This is a genomic window from Gudongella ferriphila (assembly GCF_046224405.1).
GTDB lineage: Bacteria > Bacillota > Clostridia > Tissierellales > Tissierellaceae > Gudongella.
The window spans coordinates 18,264-40,048 of record NZ_JBJXRK010000017.1 but is presented as its reverse complement, the minus strand read 5'-3'; the positions used below and the strand labels follow the sequence as shown (position 1 = coordinate 40,048).

Here is a 21,785-nt window from a genome sequence, read left to right as displayed (position 1 = left end):
TTGATTAATGATTTTTAATGGAAGTTGGTGTATGGCAGTGAGGGATTTTTATGAAATACTTGATATATCTAAGGATGCAACGCAGGATGATATAAAAAAGGCTTACAGAAAACTTGCAAAAAAGTACCACCCGGACTTAAATCCAAATGATGCAGAAGCTGAGCAGAATTTCAAGGAAGTAAATGCTGCATATGAAATCCTCAGCGATCAGGAGAAAAGATCTCGTTATGACAGGTTTGGTCACGCAGGAATAGATCCACAGGCTGGAGGAGGAGACTTTGGAGGCTTTGGTGATATATTCGATGACCTGTTTGATGTCTTTGGTGGTTTTGGCGGAAGAAGTACAGGACGAAGAAGGTCTGGTCCTGCAAGAGGGGCCGATATACAGCAAGGCGTAACGCTGGAATTCAAGGAAGCCGTTTTTGGGGTTGAAAAAGAGGTTCAGGTCAGGAGATATGAAACCTGTGGTACATGTGAGGGAACAGGTGCAAAGCCTGGGACTGACAAGAAAACCTGTTCAAAATGCCACGGTTCCGGAGAGGTTAGATATGCTCAGCAGACTCCATTTGGTCAGTTTGTTCAGGTTGGAGTTTGTGACCAGTGCAATGGTGCTGGTGAAACCTTTGAAGAAAAATGTGAAACGTGCAACGGCACTGGCAAGGAAATCAAGACCAGAAAAATCAATGTCAATATTCCGGCTGGCGTTGACAATGATTCAGTTATGACTGTCAGAGGTGAAGGTCACAGTGGAGAAAAAGGTGGATTGCCGGGAGACCTGTATATATATATTTCTGTTAAGGAAGATCCTGTTTTCGAAAGAAGAGGAACGAACCTATATGTAACAGTACCCATAACCTTTGCTCAGGCAACCCTTGGTGCGGAAATTGAGATACCCACATTGGAGGGAGCAGAAAGATATACGATACCTGCGGCAACCCCATCCGGTAGTAGGTTTAAGCTAAGGAACAAGGGAGTGGCAAATGTCAGAGGACTTGGCAGGGGAGACCTGATTTTTGCCGTTGAAGTTATAATACCAAAGGACCTTACAGATAAGCAGCGGGAGCTACTCCTGGAGTATTCCAAGGAAATGGGAGAGAATTACATGGTTCCTGAAAAGAAGGGCTTTTTCAAGAAGGTCAAGGATGCATTTCAGCAGTAGTATGGTATAATAATTCTGGCTATAGGCCAGTTGGGAGCAACCACCAATGTGGTTGCTTTTTATATACTGGAAAAGTGTACATTTTTGGGGTATAATATGTTGAATAATAGATAAGGATGTGATCCGATGAACTGGCTGGAGGTTATAATAAAAACAAAACCGGAAAATGAGGACCTTGTAAGCAGCATTTTATATGATAATGGTGCCACAGGACTGACAATCGAGGATCCCAATGACATTGTGGAGCTTGATAAGGCCAAGGATGCATGGGATTTCATTGAACCGGAGCTTCTTGAAAACAAAGATGATGGGATAATAATAAAGGCCTACTACTCTGAGGCAGAAAATCTGGATGCTATTTTGGAGGAAATCACAAAAAGAATACGTAGGAACGGTCTTGGAGAAATCCTTACCAGCAAGGTGGATGAAAGCGATTGGGCTGAAAACTGGAAAATCCACTACAAGACCACAAAAATAGGTAGGAATATTGTTATAAAACCCTCATGGGAAGAATATCAGCCCGAAGAGGATGATATAGTTATTGAGCTTGATCCGGGAATGGCCTTTGGAACCGGATCCCATGAAACAACCGTCATGTGTGCCAGGGCGCTTGAGAGAAATGTAACCCCAACCTCGACAGTGTTTGATGTAGGCTGTGGCAGTGGAATACTTGGCATAATAGCTGCAAAGCTCGGAGCTGGAAGAGTGCTGGCTGTGGACCTGGATCCAATGTGCGTTAAGGTCACCAAGGAAAATGCAGTCATCAATCAGGTTGATGAGACAATACAGGTTGAGGAAGGGAATCTGCTCCACATGGTAGAGGAAAAGGCGGATGTTATCGTAGCCAATATTATTGCTGAAATCATAGTTGATCTGGTACCAGGGCTGAAAAATCATATTAATGCAGATGGAATATTTATTGCCTCAGGAATCATAGAAAGCAAGCTGGACATGGTTAAGGAAGTCCTGCTGGAAAACGGATATGAGATTGTAGGTGTTGAAGTCATGAACGGCTGGGCTGCAATCACATCAAAAATGGTGATATGATGCATAGGTTTTTTACTGAAAACAAAATTGATGAAGTAGGACATATAGAGATACAAGGCTCAGATGTAAAGCATGCAAGAGATGCCTTGAGAATGGCTTCAGGTGACAAGCTGGAAATAGTTGTTGAAGGGAAGGCTTATCTGTGTGCCATAAAGGAGATTACCAAGAATCTCATGGTTGCGGGGGTAATTAAGCCTTTGGAGGGAAGTCATGAGTCTAGTATTAGCATCAACCTGTTTCAGGGACTTCCCAAGAGTTCAAAGATGGAGACCATACTCCAAAAGGCTACAGAGCTTGGAGTATCATCCTTCTATCCACTGATTACTTCAAGGACAGTTGTAAGGCTAAGGGATGACAAACAACAGGACAAGAAACTGGAAAGATGGGAGTCTGTTGTCCAGGAGGCTGCGAAGCAATCAAAGCGTGATGTGATTCCAAGGGTCCATCCAGTGGTCCAAATGGGGGAATTAGGAGAACTTCTGAAGGAAGGTCTTACAATAGTGCCATATGAGGCGTCAGATGAACATGGAATCAAGGAGATTCTCAGATCCTTGGAGACACCAAAAAGGGTCAATATAGTCATTGGACCTGAAGGTGGCTTTGAGGAGGAAGAAATAGACTTGCTGGAAAATTTGGGTGCAAAGATTGTGTCCTTGGGGCCCAGGATACTTAGAACTGAAACAGCAGGGATAGTGGCTTCTGCCATTGTACAGTATGAATATGGAGATTTAGGAGTGATTTAATGAATTCAGTGGCATTCCATACCTTGGGATGTAAGGTGAACCAATACGAAACCGAGGCCATGGAGGAAATGTTTGAAAAGAATGGGTACAGGGTTGTAGGAGAAGATGACTACTCAGATATATACGTTATAAATACCTGTACTGTCACAAATCTTTCAGACAGAAAATCAAGACAATTTATAAGGAAATCCAAGAAAAACAACCCTGGTGCAATAGTAGCGGTAGTTGGGTGCTATTCACAGGTTTCGCCTGAAGAGGTTGAAACCATCGAGGGAGTTGATGTAATAATTGGCACAAGTGAGAGAAACAGGATTGTTGAGCTTTGTGAGGAGGCTGAACGGACCAAGCGAAGGATAAATATAGTCAGACCGGTGAAGACATACAAGAAATTTGAAAAGATAAATATTGATGATTTGAAGTCAAGAACCAGAGCTTTCGTTAAAATCCAGGATGGCTGCAACCAATTCTGTAGCTATTGTATAATTCCCTATGCACGAGGCCCCATTAGAAGCCGTGAATTCGGAGATATTGAGCAGGAGGTCAGGAAGCTTGCCAGTGCCGGCTTCAAGGAGGTGGTCCTGACAGGAATCCACGTAGCATCCTACGGGAAAGACCTTAAGAGGGAATCTCTGGGAGAAGTAATTGATAAGATCAGTCTGATTGAGGGTATTGAAAGAATAAGGCTTAGCTCCCTTGAGCCGACCCTTATAGATAGGGATTTTATGGAGATAATGACAAAAAGTCCCAAGATATGTGATCATTTTCATCTCTCCCTGCAAAGTGGTTCAGATACTGTTCTGGAAAGGATGAACAGAAAATACACCACAGAGGAGTACAGGGAAAAGGTACGGTTGATTAGGGAATACCTTCCAGATGCTGGGATTACCACTGACATAATTGTTGGATTTCCTGGAGAAACGGAACAGGAATTTCAGGAAACCGTGAGATTTGTTGAGGAGATTGGTTTTTCCAGGATACATGTATTCAAGTATTCACCGCGTAAGGGAACTCCCGCAGCCACCATGGATAATCAGGTCCATGGAGAGGTCAAGAATATCAGAAGTGAGCTCCTGATAGCACTGGGAGATCGACTGTCAGAGGAATTCAACGGTAAATACATTGAGAATCCCAAGGACGTGCTATATGAAGAGCATACCAAGCGAGACCTAAATGTGTATGAGGGTTATACATCAAATTATATTAGAGTCAGGACACCATCACAGTATGATATAATTGGAGAGATAAGGGATACCAGGCTAAAGGCTGCAAAAGGCTCTTTCATTGAGGGAACCTTAATATAAAGCATTCATATGGAGTATGAGGAGGTGTTAATTATGGACTGTCTATTTTGTAAAATTGCTGAAAAGGAAATACCAAGTGATTTAATACATGAGGATGAATTTGTTGTGGCATTCAAGGACATCAACCCACAGGCTCCAGTACACTTTTTGATTGTGCCCAAGATACACATAAAATCCCTGGATCAGATTAGTAAGGAGGACAATGCCTTGATTTCTCACATTTTCAATCTTATTCCCAAGCTTGCAAATGAACTGGGAATTGAAAATGGATACAGGGTTGTAAACAATTGTGGTCCTGATGGAGGACAAACTGTAGACCATATTCATTTCCATGTTCTTGGGAAAAGGGAAATGTTGTGGCCACCAGGTTAAAAACAGTTGAAATAATTATTTAGATAATGTATAATTATTTAGTGTGCAAGCCATACTCTTGGCAGTATTGTAACACTCTTGTAGTTGAGAGGGGAGGGAAGGATCGATGACAGAAATTAAAGTTGGTGAAAACGAATCTCTTGATAACGCTCTTAAAAGATTTAAAAGATCATGTGCCAGATCAGGAGTTATAGGTGAAGTAAGGAAAAGAGAGCATTACGAAAAACCAAGCGTAAGAAGAAAAAAGAAATCTGAAGCAGCGAGAAGAAAGAAACATTCCAAGTATTAATAAGAAGGTGAACTAATGTCCCTTAAAGATAAACTCATGGAAGATTTAAAGTCATCCATGAAAAACAAGGATACTATAAGGAAGAATACTGTCACTATGGTCAGAGCAGCTGTCAAGCAAAGAGAAGTAGATGAAAGAATCGAGCTGACTGATGAGGATATACTTGAGATCATTTCTAAACAACTCAAGGAAAAGAAAATGGCCATAGAGGAGTTCAAGAAGGGCTCACGCCAGGATCTTGTGGATACAACCGAATCGGAGATTGAGATTCTGTTGGAATATCTGCCTGAACAATTGAATGAAGAAGAGGTGGAAAGAATCGTGAAGGAAACAATTGAAGAAATTGGAGCCACCTCAATTAAAGATATAGGTCTAGTCATGAAATCCACAATGCCCAAGGTAAAGGGAATGGCAGATGGAAACATGGTGAACAAGGCCGTGAGAAAATTGCTAAAATAACCTGAGTTAAACTCAGGTTTTTTTGCTATCTTTTAACAATTGTGGGTATACATTAACAGTGGAACTCAATTGGAGGTGAAAATGTGAAGAATATAAGGTTTCTGGCATTTCTTACAATCGTATTTGTAATTTTCATGTCATCTGGAAGTGCAAATGCACAAGGCCCAGGCAAGGTGTATGTTGTACCTATTCAGGGGGAAATAAACCGCGCTACCCACAATTACGTCAGGGATGTTGTAAATGAACTGAACAACGAGTCCGGTGTGGAGGCGATAATATTTGAAATAGATACCTATGGTGGAGTTGTTGATGAAGCTATAAAAATAAAGGATGTAATTATTGGGACAAACATTCCAACCATTACCCTTGTCAACAACAAGGCAGCATCTGCAGGCGTCCTTGTGACAATAGCCGGAGAGCATATAGCAATGTCTGAGAATGCAGTGATTGGATCTGCTGAGACAATACCAAACACGGAGAAGATACTCTCCATGTGGAGAGGTGTTCTCAGGGATACAGCCCAGTACAGGGGTAGGGATGCCCTGTTGGTTGAATCAATGGCTGACAGCGACATATCAATCGATGGTGTCGTTGACAGTGGAAAGCTTCTCAATTTGACTGCTCAGGAGGCTTATGAGCTTGGTTTGGCAGACATACTGTCAAGTGACTACAATGTAATACTTGAGTATTTTGGATATGAAGCATCCCAGGTGGAGGTCATGGAGGAAGGCCTTCAGGTAAAGTTGTCAAAATATATTTCCAATCCATATATAAGTACCCTGCTGTTGACACTAGGATTTGTGGGACTTGTACTTGAAATACTGACACCAGGTTTCGGATTGGGAGGAACCATTTCTCTGATGGGATTTGGACTTTACTTTGGGGGGAATATTCTCGCTGGGAACTCAAACTGGACCTCATTGATCCTGTTTGTTGTGGGTCTTGGCCTGCTTGTGATAGAAGGCGTGGTTCCAGGATTTGGATTGCCTGGTATAGGTGGTTTGATATTTGTGCTGGCTGGAACAGTGTTGGCCATGCAGGACCTGGCTGCAGCAGTTCTGTCATTGAGCATAGCTATTATAGTAACTACATTGGTGGCGGTTGTTATGGTAAAACATGGTTACAAGAGCAAGTTTCTCAACAGAATAATATTGAGCAATAAGCTGGACAGTGAACGGGGATATCTAAGCACCAACACCATGAGTGATCTCATGGGCAAGGAAGGAACTGCACTATCGGAACTTCGACCTTCGGGTTTTATCGTTATAGATGGAGAGAAGTACGATGCATTGGCAGAGACAGGTTATATACCTGAAAACTCAAATGTCAAGGTCGTCAAGGTTGAAGGTTCAAAAATATTTGTAAGGAGGATTTAGAATGGATCTAATTTTCACACTCGCAATTGCAATAGGTATCATTATTCTATTAATGCTGTTCTTCACTTTTGTTCCAGTGGGACTCTGGATAACCGCTTTCTTTGCAGGGGTTAAGGTAAAGATTACAACATTGATAGGTATGAGACTTAGAAGAGTTGTACCAAGCAGAATAATCAATCCTATGATAAAGGCTACAAAGGCTGGATTGGACATTAAGATCGATGATCTGGAATCACATTATCTTGCAGGAGGAAATGTAAACACCCTAGTGGATGCATTGATTGCTGCTCAAAGGGCTAACATACCATTGGTATTTGAGAGAGCTGCAGCAATAGACCTTGCTGGTAGAAATGTTCTTGAAGCAGTCCAGGTAAGCGTAAATCCGAAGGTTATCGAAACGCCTCAAATTGCAGCTGTTGCCAAAAATGGTATAGAGGTTGTGGCAAGGGCTAGAGTAACTGTTCGAGCCAATATTGAAAGACTTGTTGGTGGAGCAGGTGAGGAAACAATAATAGCAAGAGTTGGAGAAGGTATTGTTACCACTGTTGGTAGTGCAAGTTCTCACAAGGATGTATTGGAGAATCCCGACAGCATATCAAAGACAGTCCTTGAAAAGGGCCTGGATGCAGGAACTGCATTTGAGATACTGTCCATAGACATAGCTGACGTGGATGTAGGTAGAAACATTGGTGCAAAATTGCAGATGGAGCAGGCTGAGGCAGACAAGAAGATTGCACAGGCAAAGGCAGAGGAAAGAAGAGCCATGGCAGTAGCAAGAGAACAGGAAATGAAGGCAGAGGTTCAGGCGATGAATGCCAAGCTTGTGGAAGCGGAAGCTGATGTACCGAAAGCCCTGGCTCAAGCCTTGAGAGAAGGAAAGCTTGGAGTTATGGATTATTACAATATGAAAAACATACTTGCAGATACAGATATGAGAGATTCAATATCCAAGATAGCTGACGAAGATAAAGAAACAAAATAGGAAGTGATTAAATGGATAGTCCTATAATCATTCTGGTCTTTTGGGTCATAATCAACATTCTTTTAAAAAGCTCCAGAGACAAGAAAAAAGCTGAACAGGCAAGAAGGAAATCCGGGCAGGGGAGTGTACAGAACAGACAACAACCAAAGGGAGACAGATCCCGTATGAATACCGGGAGGAAGGACTTCAGACAGGCGCTTGAAGACTATAAGTCTCAGATAGAAAATGAGCTGAATCCAGATAGGAAAACCCCTGTTAAACCTAAGGTCAGCGAGTCAAGGCAAAAGGTTGAAAGACCTGATAGCCGTCTGGAAAAGTCGAAGATGCGCACCTTCAGGGAAGGACGATACTGGGAGGATGCCACCGAGGATGTGATTGAAACAGCTTCGGGAAAGGAAGTTAAGGAAAGTGCTGTAGCTGCTGAAAAAGAAGCAGGAAAAGCTGAGAAAACCCCAGAGGGTATATTTGATATCAAGAACGATATACTCAAGGGTATTGTCTACTCGGAAATACTAGGCAAGCCTAAAAGCATGCAAACAAAGAGAGGTCCTTTTTAGGACTTCTTTTCATTTGCTGCGAATAGAAGCTTCTACTTCTTTGATCGAGTATTTTCCCTGCATGAGTATCGTAAAATCTACCTTGGTTTACTTGCTTCCCTTCTTATATAGTGGGAGAGAACTTGGAATTTCACTTATTACTAAATGGTTACACATCAGCTAAATATATAGAAAAGCATACCTTTCTATGGTATGATTTATTTAATTGATATTCAAATTTCAGAGGTTAGGGAGGAATATAAGTTTGACATTAAACAATGAAGAGGGATTTATTGAAATACATGATGACAAAACAATAAAAGCCATAGCTGGCAACCTTGATTCAAATATAAAATCCATTGAAGAAAAAATGGACATAAGGCTAAGAATAAAAGATAATGCCATAAGGGTCCAAGGATTGCCTGAGAATGTAGAAATGAGCATGAGACTTTTAGATGAGTTGAAATATATTGTTCAAAAGCAGCATATCCTTCAGGAGCAGGACCTGAACTATGCCATTGACTTCATTAAGTCAGGTAAGGAAGGCAGCCTAAAGGAACTTCTTGATGACGTGGTTTGTATAACTGCTTCAGGTAAAAGCATAAAACCTAAAACATTTGGGCAGAAGAGGTACATCGATTCCCTTAGAAAACACGATGTGGTCTTCGGAATAGGTCCAGCGGGTACAGGGAAGACCTATCTGGCAATGGCAATGGCTGTACAGGCATTCAAGAACAGGGAAGTCAACAGGATAATCCTTACCAGACCTGCAGTGGAAGCTGGTGAAAACCTTGGATTTCTTCCGGGAGATCTACAGGAGAAGGTGGATCCATACCTAAGGCCCATTTATGATGCTCTCTTTGAAATATTGGGTGTGGACACATATCTGAAATTTTTTGAGAAGGGGCTGATTGAGGTGGCTCCTCTGGCGTATATGAGGGGAAGAACCCTTGATTCTGCCTATGTAATATTGGACGAAGCACAAAACACAACAAACGAGCAAATGAAAATGTTCCTAACCAGATTAGGATTTGGTTCCAAAGCCATTATTACTGGAGATATAACACAGATAGATCTTATCCGAGGAAAGGAATCAGGTCTTAAGACTGTTATGGGAATATTAAAGGATGTAAAGGGGATAGATTTTATCAATCTGACAAGTGCGGATATTGTTAGGCATCCACTGGTGCAAAGAATTATAAACGCTTATGAAATCCATGAGAGCAAGAAGTAGTTTGAAAACTTGACCGAGGCGGGTGTGGTATATGCTTAAAGTATTGAAAACCTTCTTTAATGGTATGGGAACTGGCAAAAGGATAGGAAGAGCAACAACAGTGTTTTTGTTATTTTTTGTGCCTCTTTTTATTTTTGCTGTGACGCAATCACAATTTTCCCAAGCCAATTTGAAGATTGGTCAAAAGGCTCCAGAGGATATAAGGGCTCCTTTTGCACTTGAAGACACAGATGCCTACGAATCTCAGGTGGAGGAATCATTGGCCAATATGGAGGCAGTATACAGGATATCACCTACTGTTCAAATTACTACAAAGGCAAAGGTTTCAGGATACCTGGATCTGGTTAGGGACATTAAGCTTAGAAACAATTTGACTGTAAGCTCAAGAATAGATGAGCTTGAAACCGTCAGTCCCCTTGATCTTTCATCTGATGTTCATGGAATTGCTATAGAGTCTACTTTTTCCAGTCTAAACACTGTTGAGGCAATATCAGAAGATATTCTCACACAAATGCTGGCCCAGGGAATAAAAGAAGACGAGCTTGGTTACAGACTTATGGAAATTGATGGCATAGTCAGTTCATTGAATCTTCAGGAGGGGGAACAGCTACTGATTTCTAGTATTCTTATGGGTGCCATGGAGCCAAATGAGTTTGTTGATACCATTGCGACAGAAAGGCAAATGGAACTTATCAGAGAAAGCATAAGACCTGTGGTGATTGAGCAAAATGAATTAATTGTGGGAAAGGGAGAGACTATTTCCTCAGAACAGATGAGAATCATTAGGTTGGCTGAGCTTGGCGAAGAGGGTTCACGCTCCTGGACAAGGTATATAGGAATATGGATTCAATTAATGCTACCATTGCTTGCGATGATTCTATATATTAAGTATTTTAGCCCGGAAATTCTAAATGGGAGACTGATTTATCTGATGTTCACCTTGTTCATGATAACTTTTCTTCTTGGCAAGGCAATGGAAACCGTATCCCCTTATTTGATACCGTCAGCATTTAATTCAATAATTGCAACTCTGCTTGTTGGACCTGGTCTAGCCATTATATCAAATCTGGTGCTGGTGTATATGCTCTACTTTTTATGGAGCATACCGGGAGAGCTTGCAATAATAATGATAGTAGGAAATTCAGCTGGAATCATTTTACTTTTGCATCAGAATCAACGGCATAGAGTACTTCTTAATGGTATTTATATGGGAGCCATAAGCTTTATATTTTATCTGGGCTATTATTTTCTAGGGGAGATAACCACCAGGAACATACTTATCAATGGGGGAGCCATAATTATTGGAGGCTTGGTCTCAGGAGTTGTTTCACTTGGGACATTGCCCCTTTGGGAAAGTGTTTTCAAGGTGTTGACACCTCTTAAGCTTATGGAGCTAACAGATCCCAATCAACCCTTGCTCAGAAGACTCTTTGCAGAAGCTCCAGGTACCTATCATCACAGCCTCATAGTCGGAAGTCTATCTGAAGCAGCTGCCTCATCAATAGGAGCAAATCCTCTTCTTGCAAAGGCAGGGGCCTATTATCACGATATTGGGAAGTTAAAGAGACCTTCCTACTTCAAGGAAAATCAGTTTGGCATTGAAAATCCCCATGATCAGATGGAGCCTATACAGAGTACTGAAATCATAATTTCCCATTGGGAGGACGGTATGAAGCTGGGCAAGGAAACCAAGTTGCCGAGAGAGATTATGGATATAATTGATCAACATCATGGAAATACCCTAATGTCCTATTTCTACCACAAGGCCTCAAAGGACGGGGAAACCTTGCCAGAGGATAAATTCAGATACGGTGGCCAAAAACCAAAATCCAAGGAAGCCACAATTGTGATGCTTGCAGACTCAGTAGAAGCCGCTGTCAGAAGTATAAGGAACATGGATGAAACCGCTATCGAACTGATGGTAGGCAGAATAATCAAGGGGAAAATTGAGGACGGGCAGCTGGACCATTCACCAATAACCACAAAAGAAATCAATACTGTCAAGAATACTTTTATTTCGGTGCTAAAGGGAATATACCATGAAAGAATTGAGTACCCGGAAAAGTCATAAGCAAAGGAGAGAAAGATGGAAGTTCTATTCGACAATAGGCAGAACAAAATCAGGTTGGGAAAATCTACAGAGGAGTTGCTGGAAAAGGTAATAGAGACGACCTTGATGATGGAGGGCATGTCGCTTGATTATGAAATAAGTGTTTCCTTTGTCACAAACGAGGAAATCAGGGATTTGAACAATCAGTTCAGAAACATTGACAAGGAAACGGATGTCTTGTCATTTCCCTTTGATGATGAATTTGAAACTGGAGTTAGAATTCTTGGGGACATTGTATTGTCAGTGGAAAGGGCAATGGAGCAGGCTGAAGATTTTGGTCATTCAGTTGAAAGAGAGCTGGCATACCTTACCGCCCACAGCACCTTACACCTAATTGGTTACGATCATATGACTGATGATGATAAATCAACAATGAGACAAAAGGAAAAGGCAATTATGAAGGAGCTCCAAATTTTCAAGTAGCCAGGAGGTGTATTTGATGAAGGTCAAGGATTTTATCGATAGCTTCAATTATGCAGTATCAGGGATAATGTCGGCTATGAAGCTTGAAAAAAGCTTAAGGATACATTATATAGCAGCAATAACTGTAATAGGACTTAGCACACTGTTTAACCTGTCAAGGGTTGAGTTTATGATACTTCTGATTACAGTGGTCCTGGTTGTAGTGCTTGAAATGATAAACACTGCAATCGAAAAGACAATTGACATGATAACCAGAGAATACCACCCCTTGGCAAGGGTAATCAAGGATGTGTCGGCGGGGGCGGTACTTATAGCTTCATTCAATGCAGTCATAGTAGGATATCTAATGTTTTTTGAGAGACTCAATCCCTTTAAGGAACTTGTTTTGATAAAGATAAGAAATTCTCCAATACACCTTACCTTTGTTGCACTCATATTAGTTGCACTACTTACTGTGGGTTTAAAATCTAAATTCTATAAAGGACATGGCACCCATTTCCAGGGTGGAGTAGTCAGCGGACATTCAGCAGTTGCATTCTGCATAGCCACAATAGTGTCAATACTATCAGAAAACCTTCTCATAATAACACTGGTTTTCGGATTGGCATTTCTGGTAGCGGAAAGCCGTGTCGAGGGCAAGATTCATTCAGCAATGGAGACAATCATAGGAGGAATACTTGGCATACTAGTGGGTATTCTCATATTTCAGATAATTGGTTAGGAGGAAGGAAATGGACATAAGAAGGATGATTGCACTGATAATGGTGGTAATGTTAAGCATGGGCTTTACTGCCTGCAGACAGGAGGAACCTGTTCCACCTGTTGAAACACCAATAGAGGAACCTGTTGTAGAGCCTGAACCTGAGCCTGTAGAGGAACCTGAGCCAGAGCCAACGGGAATACCATCACCACTAAGTGGAATTTATGCAGCTGAGGAACTGGTAAATGGCAGGGTCATATCAGTGGTTTTTGACAACCACCCAAAAGCGAAATGGCAGTCAGGCTTAAAGGATGCTGAGGTAATATATGAGTTTCCTGTAGAGGGACCCTATACCAGATATCTTGGTTTGTACCTTATAAATTCACCGGATTCACTGGGTCCCATACGAAGTGCCAGACCCTATTTCGTTACAATGGCATGGCAATTTGACTCAATTTTTGTTCATGTGGGAGGTAGTGAACAGGCGAAAGCTGATGTAAGAAATCTTAACATGGCTGAAATTGACGGTCTTACCAGCTCAAACAAGGTATTCTGGAGGATGTCCCACAAACGGGCACCAAACAATATGTACTCCAGCATGGAGGTTCTCAGACAGGTGCAGGAGGATCGAGGATACAGGGAAAACAGTGAATTTGAAGGTTTTGTTTTTGATATGGAATCCTTACCCAGATCAGGTGAAAGAGCAGAAGACATACTAATTACATATAATGATGAAAACAATACCAGATATATCTATGATCCCGAAATACAAAGGTATGAAAGATATAAGGAAGGGACTCGACATGTGGATGAATCAGATGAAAGCGGACTTTATGCCGATAATATTATAATTCAGGAGAACTCCATGCGGGTACTGGATAAGGAAGGAAGACTTGGAATTACCATGGAAGGTCAGGGAGAGGGTAAATTTATCTCACATGGGGTAGTTGAGGATATAAAATGGGTAAAAGATAACAGAAAGGCAAAAATACTGTATCTGAACAAGGATAATGAAGAAATCAGATTATCCCCGGGGACAACCTGGATTCAGGTTGTTAAGCCAGGGACATCAATTACTATTGAATAAGAGGAGTTTTGGAATGGATAAGAAAGAACTGATCAGAAGAGCCTTGAAGGCAAAGAAGAATGCATATGTTCCCTATTCAGGGTTTCATGTAGGTGCTGCCATCCTGACTGAGGACAATGAGGTATATGATGGATGCAACATAGAAATTGCTTCATATTCACCTACCATATGTGCCGAGAGAACTGCAATATTCAAGGCGGTTTCTGAGGGACACTTAAAGGTTAAAGCGATTGCAATCGTAGGAGACGCCAACCACACGTATCCATGTGGTGTATGCAGACAGGTCATTCGTGAATTCGGAAAAGACGCAACTGTAATAATTGCCAATTCAGAGGAGGATTACAGGGAATACGATTTGGATGAACTGTTGCCTCATAGCTTTGGACCTGAAGACCTGAAGTCGGCAGATAAGGAGGAAAAAAATGTATAAATCGGGATTCATAACCGTTGTAGGAAGACCAAATGTTGGGAAATCAACACTTCTCAATCAAGTGATTGGAGAAAAGATTTCAATTATTTCCGACAAGCCTCAGACTACCAGAAACAAAATACAGATGGTCTATACGGGGGATGATTTTCAAATTGTATTTCTCGATACACCTGGAATTCAAATGCCCAAAAATATTCTTGGGGACTACATGCTGAAGATTTCAAGAACTACCTTGGAAGAGGTTGATATAGTAACCTTTATGGTTGATGAAAGCATGGAGACGGGTAAGCTTGACAGCTATATTTTGGAGCAGCTCAAGGAAATAAGCACACCGATTGTGCTACTGATCAACAAGACTGACAAGCTGACCAAGGACCAAATTGATAAACTTGTAAAAAAATACCAGGAAATGGGAATGTTTCAGGACGTAATTCCAATTTCTGCATTGAACAATGAGAACATTGAAAGATACCTTGAAGTGTTGAAGGGAATGCTTCCTGAAGGGCCTCAGTATTTTCCGGATGATATGATAACGGACCAGCCTGAGAGGTTTATCATTTCTGAAATAATAAGGGAGAAGGCTCTTGTGAATCTGGAGGATGAAATCCCTCATGGAATATATGTGGATATAGATAAGATTGTCCAGAGGGAGGACAAGGAATTGATCGATGTTTTTGCAAATGTTTATTGTGAAAAGAATTCACACAAGGGCATGATAATAGGCAAAAACGGTAGGATGCTAAAGACCATTGGCCAGCAGGCAAGAGAGGACATCGAAAAACTTATGGGCAGCAAGGTAAATCTTCAAATCTGGGTAAAGGTTGAGAAGAACTGGAGAGAAAAAGCGAACAAGGTGAAATATTTTGGCTATAAATAGAAAGGTATAATATGTCAGAGACAAATGGGATAGTCATATCAGGAATGAAATACAAAGAGAGCAGTAAGATTCTCACCATTTATACAAGGGAGCTGGGGAAGGTCTCTGTATTGGCTCAGGGTGCCCTAAGACCAAAGTCAGGGGTTATGGCCTCAACAGAAGTGTTTGCATTAAGCAATTGGAAGCTCAGAAAGGGAAGGACATTTCATTATATAGAGAGCGTTGACCTGATAGATTCATTCTATACCATTCGCGACTCCATGGAAAAGATGCTGTTTGGTTTCTATGCATTGGAGCTCCTAGACAAGTCAACACCTATGGAGGAAGAGAATGTGGTTTTGTTTGAGCTTTTGGAAAAGTTTATCAGAACCATGAAGGGCTTAAAAAACATTCTACCTTTAATGGTTGCCTATGAGCTTAAGTTTTCAAGCTTTATAGGCTACAGGCCCCATCTGGATGGATGTGTCACCTGTGGAGGGAAAAGCTCTCTAGCATGGGAGTTTGACCAAACCAAGGGAGGCTTGGTTTGTACTAATTGTCGTGGTCAGTCCAGATATCCCGTCTCAGACCGGGAGGTTCAGCAGATGAAGCATCTGCTGATGTCAAAGCTGGAAGATGTTCAATTTCTCGACATTGACGATAATACCCTCTGGCGTATTCACAACAGGATGTCTGATTACCTGTTGTACAACCTGGATGTAAGGGAAATGAAGTCATTGTCCATGATAAAACAAGGCCTATTCTAGACATGGGTTACGGGCTCTTGACATAATGACGAAATTTTGTTAAATTAATAAACGAAACTGAATTCTATACGATGACGGAGAAAGTACCTGTAACTGTGTAGCCAAGAGAGTCCGGTAAAGGTGGAAACGGATGTATGCGGTCATTGGGAACGGCGCTTCTGAGTATTGCAATTTAAGAGAGTACCTTTAACGGTATTAAATAGGGTGGAACCGCGGAAGAGACCTTTCGTCCCTATAGGGACGCTGAGGTTTTTTTGTATTCAAAAATAAAGGGGGGTTATTATGTATTTTCAGGATTTGATGCTGAAATTACTGAATTACTGGGGTGAAAAAGATTGCATAATCATGGAGCCATATGACATTGAAAAGGGAGCGGGAACAATGAGTCCCCATACATTTTTAAGGGCATTGGGTCCGGAACCCTGGCAGGTGGTGTATGTTGAACCGTCAAGACGACCTGCGGATGCACGCTATGGGGAAAATCCCAACAGGGTTTACCAACATCATCAGCTTCAGGTCATACTAAAGCCTTCACCTGAAAACATTCAGGATCTCTATCTGGATAGCTTGAAAGCAATAGGAATTGATCCGCTCAAGCATGACATAAGATTTGTTGAGGACAACTGGGAGGCACCAACCCTTGGCGCGTGGGGTCTTGGGTGGGAGGTCTGGTTGGATGGAATGGAAATAACACAATTTACATACTTCCAACAGGTAGGAGGAATAAACTGTGACCTGGAGTCTGGAGAGTTGACCTATGGTCTTGAGAGGATAGCCATGTACCTTCAGGACGTTGATAATGTATTTGATATTCAGTGGAACAAGAACTTCACCTACGGGGACATATTCAGAAAAGCTGAGTACGAACACTCGGTGTACAGCTTTGAAAAGGCTGACATTCAAGTTCTAAAGGAGCTTTTCAATACCTATGAAAATGAAGCCAACAAGGTGATTGCAGAAGAATTGGTCATACCTTCATATGATTATGTATTGAAATGCTCACATACATTCAATGTGCTGGATGCAAGAGGAGCCATATCAGTTTCTGAAAGAACCAATTACATTGGCAGGGTTAGAAATCTGGCTAGAAGCGTAGCTTCCCTCTATTTGGATCAGAGAAAGCAAATGGATTATCCTTTATTGAAAAAAGGTGGTGCGGACAATGAGTAGAGAATTCCTGCTGGAAATTGGAGTTGAAGAACTCCCGGCAAGATATATAAAAGACGCAGTGGGGCAATTGAAGAGTAACATGGAGAAGCTGCTGAAGGAGGAAAGATTGTCCTACCAGTCAATCAATACCTATTCAACACCTCGTAGGCTGACCGTAATTGTAAAAGGTATGGCAGAGGAAGGCGAGAGCCAACAGGATCTAGTGAAGGGTCCGGCTGCAAAGATCGCTTATGACCAGGATGGAAATCCAACAAGGGCATTGCAGGGCTTTATGCGTGGTCAGGGCGTAACTGAAGAAAATATCAAGACCATGGATCATAACGGCGATGAGTATATATATGCTGCTGTAAACAAGAGTGGAAAGCCACTGCAATCAGTCCTTGAAGAAGGTCTTGAAGAAGTGATCAAGGGGATAACTTTTCCCAAATCCATGAGATGGGGTGGGAAGAACCTGAGATTTGCAAGACCAATCAGATGGCTGGTCGCAATTTTGGATAATGGAGTCCTACCATTTGAGCTGGAGGGAATAAGGGCTGGGAATATTACCCGAGGACATAGGTTCCTTGGAAGTCAGAGCATCCAAATAGACCAAATAGACAGCTATGAGAAGCAACTTAAGGATAACTTTGTCATAGTCGATCAGGAGGAAAGAAAGGATATCATAAGGCTTAAGGCTGAAAAGCTTGCAAAGGAAAAGGGCGGATCCATTCAGAAGGACGAGGAGCTTCTGGATGAGGTAACCAACCTTGTGGAGTATCCCACTCCTATAATTGGAAGAATCAAGGAGGAGTATTTGGGGCTTCCCTTTGATGTAATAACCACACCAATGAAAGAACACTTGAGATATTTTCCTGTACTGGATGACAAGGGAAGGCTTCTGCCATATTTTGTCACTGTAAGAAACGGCGATTCACAGCACGAGGAAACTGTTGTAAAAGGGAATGAAAAGGTTCTTGGAGCAAGGCTGGAGGATGCAAGGTTCTTCTATAAGGATGATGTGAGCATTCCTCTGGAAGAATACGTTGAAAAGCTAAAGACCTTGACCTTCCAGGAAAAGCTTGGAACTGTATATGACAAAACCAACAGAATAATGAGGCTTGTTGAAAAAATTGGAGGCTACCTAGAAGTTGGGGAAGAGACTGAAAAGAATCTGCAAAGAGCGAGCTTCCTATCAAAAGCGGACCTGGTAACTAAGATGGTTACAGAATTTACGGAGCTCCAGGGAAAGATTGGAATGGAATACGCACAGGAATCCGGAGAGAATGAGATTGTAAGTTTGGCAATACATGAACAGTACATGCCAAGATTCTCTGGAGATGAGCTGCCAACAACAACTGCTGGAGCGATTCTCTCAATTGGGGACAAACTAGACTCAATTTGTGGTCTCTTTGCAATAGGAATAAAGCCAACCGGATCCCAGGATCCCTTTGCATTGAGAAGAGCTGCAATTGGGATAATAAATATAATTATGGAAAAGAAGCTCAACATTTCATTACTGGAGCTGATTGACTTTTCACTGTACATCTATGTAGAGGAAAATGGACTTGCCTGTGATTACAATAAGGTTAGAGGAGAAATCAAGGAGTTCTTCATGGGAAGAGTGAGAAATCTCTTCCTGGATGCCGGAATGCCATATGATGTTGTGGACTCTGTAATCAGCACTGGCGGCGACAATATCTACGATATGAAAATTAGAGTTGAAAAGCTATCCAGCTGGTTTGAGAGTGAAGATGTCGGGGAAATACTTACGGCCTTCAATAGATTAAGCACCATGGCAACAAAGACTGAATCAACGGAAGTAAAGCGGGATCTGCTAACATCTGATGAGATAAAGCTCTACGATGATTTCAACAACATAGAGGAAAAGGTAGAAGCCCACATAAGCAAGAAGGAATATGACAAGGCCATGATGCTGCTTGGAACCCTTAAGGATTCAATTAACGACTATTTTGACAAGGTAATGGTAATGGTTGAGGATGAGGAGCTTAAAGAAAATAGGCTGTCACTGCTTAGAAGAATATACTTAAAAATGATGAAGGTCTGTGATTTGACTTACATTGTTGCAAGATAGGCGGTGATATTATCCAACTTTCAAACAGGCAGAATAAGATAATTGATATAGTAAACGAAAATCAGCCAATAACAAGCACCGCCATTGCAAAGAAGCTGGGTTTGACAAGGGCAACAATCAGACCTGATTTGTCTATTCTGACAATGACTGGGATACTGGATGCAAGACCAAAGGTCGGGTATATATATTTGGGAAGGCCAGATACAGATATTATTGCAAATAGAATTTCATCAATCAAAGTCAAGGATGTAATGTCCCTGCCAGTGGTAATGGAAGAGGACAGAACAATATATGATGCTGTGGTGTATATGTTCACAGAGGATGTTGGTTCCATATATGTAACTCAAGGCGGCTGCCTTTCAGGGGTGATTTCTAGAAAGGATCTTCTGAGAAGTGCTGTGGGAGGAATGGACCTTAACAAGACTCCAGTGGGTATGATAATGACGAGAATACCGAAGCTTGTGGTGATCAGGGAATCAGACACAATTCTCAAGGCGGCCATCAAACTGATAGAACATGAAATAGACAGCTTGCCTGTGGTGGAGGAAACTGGTGATTCAAATAGAAACCTTAAAGTTATTGGAAGAATAACCAAGACAAACATTACAAGGATGTTTGTCGAGTTGGGAACAAATATCTAGGAGGGGGTTAATATGAGTAACAAGCTTACAGTCTTTGTACTATCAGATTCCATCGGTGAAACGGGGGAGTTGATAGCGAGAGCAGCTGCAAAGCAGTTCATAACGGAAAATTATGAAATAAAAAAATACCCCTTCATGGATGACAGGGATGAGATAAGAAATATATTCCAGGAAGCAGTTCCTGGAGAAAGCCTTTTTATTTACACTACTGTCCTTAAGGATATAAAGGACCTGATTGATACTCTTGGAGAAGAGAAGAACATTCCGACAATAGACGTAATGTCACCACCGATTCTTGCGATTGAGAAGCTTCTGGGCTATGCGCCCAAGCGGGAGGCAGGTCTTATCAGAAGGATTGATGAGAATTATTTCAAAAAGGTTGAGGCTGTGGAGTTTGCGGTCAAGTATGATGATGGCAAGGACCCAAGAGGTATTGAGAAGGCGGACATATGTCTTGTGGGAATATCCAGAACATCCAAGACTCCCCTGAGCATGTACCTTGCCCATAAGAACTTCAAGGTTGTCAACGTCCCATTGGTACCTGAGGTAAATGTTCCCCAGGAGCTGTACAAGAAGGACAGAAGAAGAATTATTGGTCTGGTGGCTGATCCCAAGAAGCTTATAGAAATAAGGTCTGAAAGGCTGAAGGCCCTTGGTCTGAAGAATTCTGCAAACTATGCCAGTGTTGAAAGGATCCAGAGGGAGCTTGAATACTCAATGGATATCATGATGGATTTGGGCTGTGAAATCATTGACGTAACAGCTAGGGCAATAGAGGAAACAGCATCTATAATAATTGAACATATGACAAATGAGTTTGGGGATAAGATGTTTTAAACTTCAAACTGGAAATAATGTTTAAATGAAGCGTTCCAAGGAGCGCTTCTATTTTTGTTGCCTTTAGAAAATTGATGTTTTTTTATAAAAAAGAAGGATTTTCCAGACCTGTGTTGAATATATATATATGGGAAAATGGAGGTGGAAAATGAATATTCGCGAGCAGTTTGAACATATTGAGCTTCAGACACTTTCATCTCGAGCATGCCTAAGTATGAACACAGCAGGTAGGAAGGTACCGGAAGTAAAATGTCAAATAAGGACCGAGTTCCAAAGAGACAGGGATAGGGTAATTCACTCCAAGGCATTTAGACGATTGAAGCACAAGACCCAGGTGTTTATTGCTCCTGAAGGGGACCACTTCAGAACCAGGCTTACTCATACACTTGAGGTGGCCCAGTTGGCCAGGACAATGGCCAGGGCATTGAGATTGAATGAGGACCTTGTGGAGGCAATTGCTTTGGCTCATGATCTTGGACATACACCATTCGGGCATACTGGCGAGAATGTACTTGACAGGGTTAACCCAAGGGGTTTCAGGCACAACCAACAAAGCGTAAGGGTTGTGGAGCTTCTCGAAGGAAACGAGAAGAGACAGGGATTGAATTTGACATACGAGGTATTGGAAGGTATAATTAATCATTCTGGGGATAATGTGTCAAAAACCTTGGAAGGACAGATAATAAAGTTCGCAGATAGAATCGCTTATATAAACCACGACATAGATGATGCCATAAGGGCCGGAGTAATTGGTGAAAAGGACCTACCTGCCGATTGCATTGAGGTTTTAGGTAACACACACGGAGAAAGAATCAATACCATGATTGTTGACCTTATTGAAAACAATTTGGACAGGGACAGGCTGGCCATGAGCCAACTTATTGGTGAAAAGACCAACAAGCTAAGGACGTTCATGTTCGACAATGTTTATCTCAACAAGGAAGCGAAAAAAGAGGATGACAAGGCAGAATACATCATAGAGGTACTCTATAATTATTACAGAAAAAACTTTCATAGGCTTCCCACTGAACATCTGGGTATATATAAGAGTGTAGAGGTGGAGAAGGAGGACATTATCTGTGATTATATTGCAGGAATGACGGACAGGTATATAGTTAATCTGTATATGGATCTGTTCGTACCCAAGCCATGGGGCAAATATTAGATAGTTTCCAAGAGTTAATATTAAATTAGA

Annotated in this window: 23 protein-coding genes; all 23 read left to right on the top strand. The window is 41.6% G+C overall.

Annotation, left to right across the window (positions count from 1 at the left end; genetic code table 11):
* Positions 1-31: 31 nt before the first annotated feature.
* The 23 genes from dnaJ to ACKVDP_RS09405 all read left to right on the top strand — a co-directional run bounded on the left by dnaJ (position 32) and on the right by ACKVDP_RS09405 (position 21,755).
* Positions 32-1,159 (top strand): molecular chaperone DnaJ, encoded by a 1,128-nt coding sequence (dnaJ, locus tag ACKVDP_RS09515; protein ID WP_409228596.1) that lies wholly within the window; start codon positions 32-34, stop codon positions 1,157-1,159.
* 126 nt (positions 1,160-1,285) lie between these two features.
* Complete coding sequence (prmA, locus tag ACKVDP_RS09510) at positions 1,286-2,206, top strand: 50S ribosomal protein L11 methyltransferase (protein WP_409228595.1); 921 nt, start codon at positions 1,286-1,288, stop codon at positions 2,204-2,206.
* On the top strand, positions 2,206-2,949 hold the full coding sequence (locus ACKVDP_RS09505; RefSeq protein ID WP_409228594.1) for an RsmE family RNA methyltransferase: 744 nt from the start codon (positions 2,206-2,208) through the stop codon (positions 2,947-2,949). The genes prmA and ACKVDP_RS09505 overlap by 1 nt, the downstream gene beginning before the upstream one ends.
* Positions 2,949-4,250 carry a tRNA (N(6)-L-threonylcarbamoyladenosine(37)-C(2))-methylthiotransferase MtaB gene (gene mtaB, locus ACKVDP_RS09500; RefSeq protein ID WP_409228593.1) on the top strand — a complete coding sequence of 434 codons (1,302 nt, stop codon included), beginning with the start codon at positions 2,949-2,951 and terminating at the stop codon, positions 4,248-4,250. The genes ACKVDP_RS09505 and mtaB overlap by 1 nt, the downstream gene beginning before the upstream one ends.
* Positions 4,251-4,283: 33 nt before the next feature.
* Positions 4,284-4,622: a histidine triad nucleotide-binding protein gene (locus ACKVDP_RS09495; protein ID WP_409228592.1), complete on the top strand. Its 339-nt coding sequence runs from the start codon at positions 4,284-4,286 to the stop codon at positions 4,620-4,622.
* A 106-nt stretch (positions 4,623-4,728) separates the two neighbouring features.
* Positions 4,729-4,911 (top strand): 30S ribosomal protein S21, encoded by a 183-nt coding sequence (rpsU, locus tag ACKVDP_RS09490; protein WP_409228591.1) that lies wholly within the window; start codon positions 4,729-4,731, stop codon positions 4,909-4,911.
* 15 nt (positions 4,912-4,926) lie between these two features.
* The gene (locus tag ACKVDP_RS09485; protein WP_409228590.1) at positions 4,927-5,370 is read left to right on the top strand and encodes a GatB/YqeY domain-containing protein; all 444 of its coding nucleotides are present in this window, start codon (positions 4,927-4,929) and stop codon (positions 5,368-5,370) included.
* Between the two features lie 83 nt (positions 5,371-5,453).
* Positions 5,454-6,746 carry an NfeD family protein gene (locus ACKVDP_RS09480; protein ID WP_409228589.1) on the top strand — a complete coding sequence of 431 codons (1,293 nt, stop codon included), beginning with the start codon at positions 5,454-5,456 and terminating at the stop codon, positions 6,744-6,746.
* 1 nt (position 6,747) lies between these two features.
* Entirely contained in the window at positions 6,748-7,728 is a 981-nt protein-coding gene (gene floA, locus ACKVDP_RS09475) for a flotillin-like protein FloA (protein ID WP_409228588.1), read from the top strand.
* Between the two features lie 11 nt (positions 7,729-7,739).
* Complete coding sequence (locus ACKVDP_RS09470; protein WP_409228587.1) at positions 7,740-8,285, top strand: hypothetical protein; 546 nt, start codon at positions 7,740-7,742, stop codon at positions 8,283-8,285.
* Between the two features lie 244 nt (positions 8,286-8,529).
* Complete coding sequence (locus ACKVDP_RS09465; protein ID WP_409228586.1) at positions 8,530-9,498, top strand: PhoH family protein; 969 nt, start codon at positions 8,530-8,532, stop codon at positions 9,496-9,498.
* Between the two features lie 31 nt (positions 9,499-9,529).
* The gene (locus tag ACKVDP_RS09460) at positions 9,530-11,569 is read left to right on the top strand and encodes an HD family phosphohydrolase (protein WP_409228585.1); all 2,040 of its coding nucleotides are present in this window, start codon (positions 9,530-9,532) and stop codon (positions 11,567-11,569) included.
* 15 nt (positions 11,570-11,584) lie between these two features.
* The gene (gene ybeY / locus ACKVDP_RS09455) at positions 11,585-12,031 is read left to right on the top strand and encodes an rRNA maturation RNase YbeY (protein ID WP_409228584.1); all 447 of its coding nucleotides are present in this window, start codon (positions 11,585-11,587) and stop codon (positions 12,029-12,031) included.
* A gap of 16 nt (positions 12,032-12,047) precedes the next feature.
* Positions 12,048-12,752: a diacylglycerol kinase gene (locus tag ACKVDP_RS09450; protein WP_409228583.1), complete on the top strand. Its 705-nt coding sequence runs from the start codon at positions 12,048-12,050 to the stop codon at positions 12,750-12,752.
* Between the two features lie 10 nt (positions 12,753-12,762).
* A complete protein-coding gene (locus ACKVDP_RS09445; protein WP_409228582.1) occupies positions 12,763-13,818 on the top strand; it encodes a DUF3048 domain-containing protein in 1,056 nt (351 codons plus the stop codon).
* Between the two features lie 13 nt (positions 13,819-13,831).
* Entirely contained in the window at positions 13,832-14,248 is a 417-nt protein-coding gene (locus tag ACKVDP_RS09440; protein ID WP_409228581.1) for a cytidine deaminase, read from the top strand.
* Complete coding sequence (era, locus tag ACKVDP_RS09435) at positions 14,241-15,125, top strand: GTPase Era (RefSeq protein ID WP_409228580.1); 885 nt, start codon at positions 14,241-14,243, stop codon at positions 15,123-15,125. The genes ACKVDP_RS09440 and era overlap by 8 nt, the downstream gene beginning before the upstream one ends.
* 11 nt (positions 15,126-15,136) lie before the next feature.
* Positions 15,137-15,871 carry a DNA repair protein RecO gene (gene recO, locus ACKVDP_RS09430; protein ID WP_409228579.1) on the top strand — a complete coding sequence of 245 codons (735 nt, stop codon included), beginning with the start codon at positions 15,137-15,139 and terminating at the stop codon, positions 15,869-15,871.
* Between the two features lie 282 nt (positions 15,872-16,153).
* Positions 16,154-17,041 carry a glycine--tRNA ligase subunit alpha gene (glyQ, locus tag ACKVDP_RS09425; RefSeq protein ID WP_409228578.1) on the top strand — a complete coding sequence of 296 codons (888 nt, stop codon included), beginning with the start codon at positions 16,154-16,156 and terminating at the stop codon, positions 17,039-17,041.
* A complete protein-coding gene (gene glyS, locus ACKVDP_RS09420; RefSeq protein WP_409228577.1) occupies positions 17,034-19,112 on the top strand; it encodes a glycine--tRNA ligase subunit beta in 2,079 nt (692 codons plus the stop codon). Before glyQ ends, glyS begins: the two co-directional genes overlap by 8 nt.
* Positions 19,109-19,753, top strand: a complete 645-nt coding sequence (locus tag ACKVDP_RS09415) for a helix-turn-helix transcriptional regulator (protein ID WP_409228604.1) — start codon at positions 19,109-19,111, stop codon at positions 19,751-19,753. Before glyS ends, ACKVDP_RS09415 begins: the two co-directional genes overlap by 4 nt.
* 12 nt (positions 19,754-19,765) lie before the next feature.
* Positions 19,766-20,590 (top strand): pyruvate, water dikinase regulatory protein, encoded by an 825-nt coding sequence (locus ACKVDP_RS09410; protein WP_409228576.1) that lies wholly within the window; start codon positions 19,766-19,768, stop codon positions 20,588-20,590.
* 148 nt (positions 20,591-20,738) lie between these two features.
* On the top strand, positions 20,739-21,755 hold the full coding sequence (locus tag ACKVDP_RS09405; protein WP_409228575.1) for a deoxyguanosinetriphosphate triphosphohydrolase: 1,017 nt from the start codon (positions 20,739-20,741) through the stop codon (positions 21,753-21,755).
* The last annotated feature ends 30 nt before the right edge of the window (positions 21,756-21,785 follow it).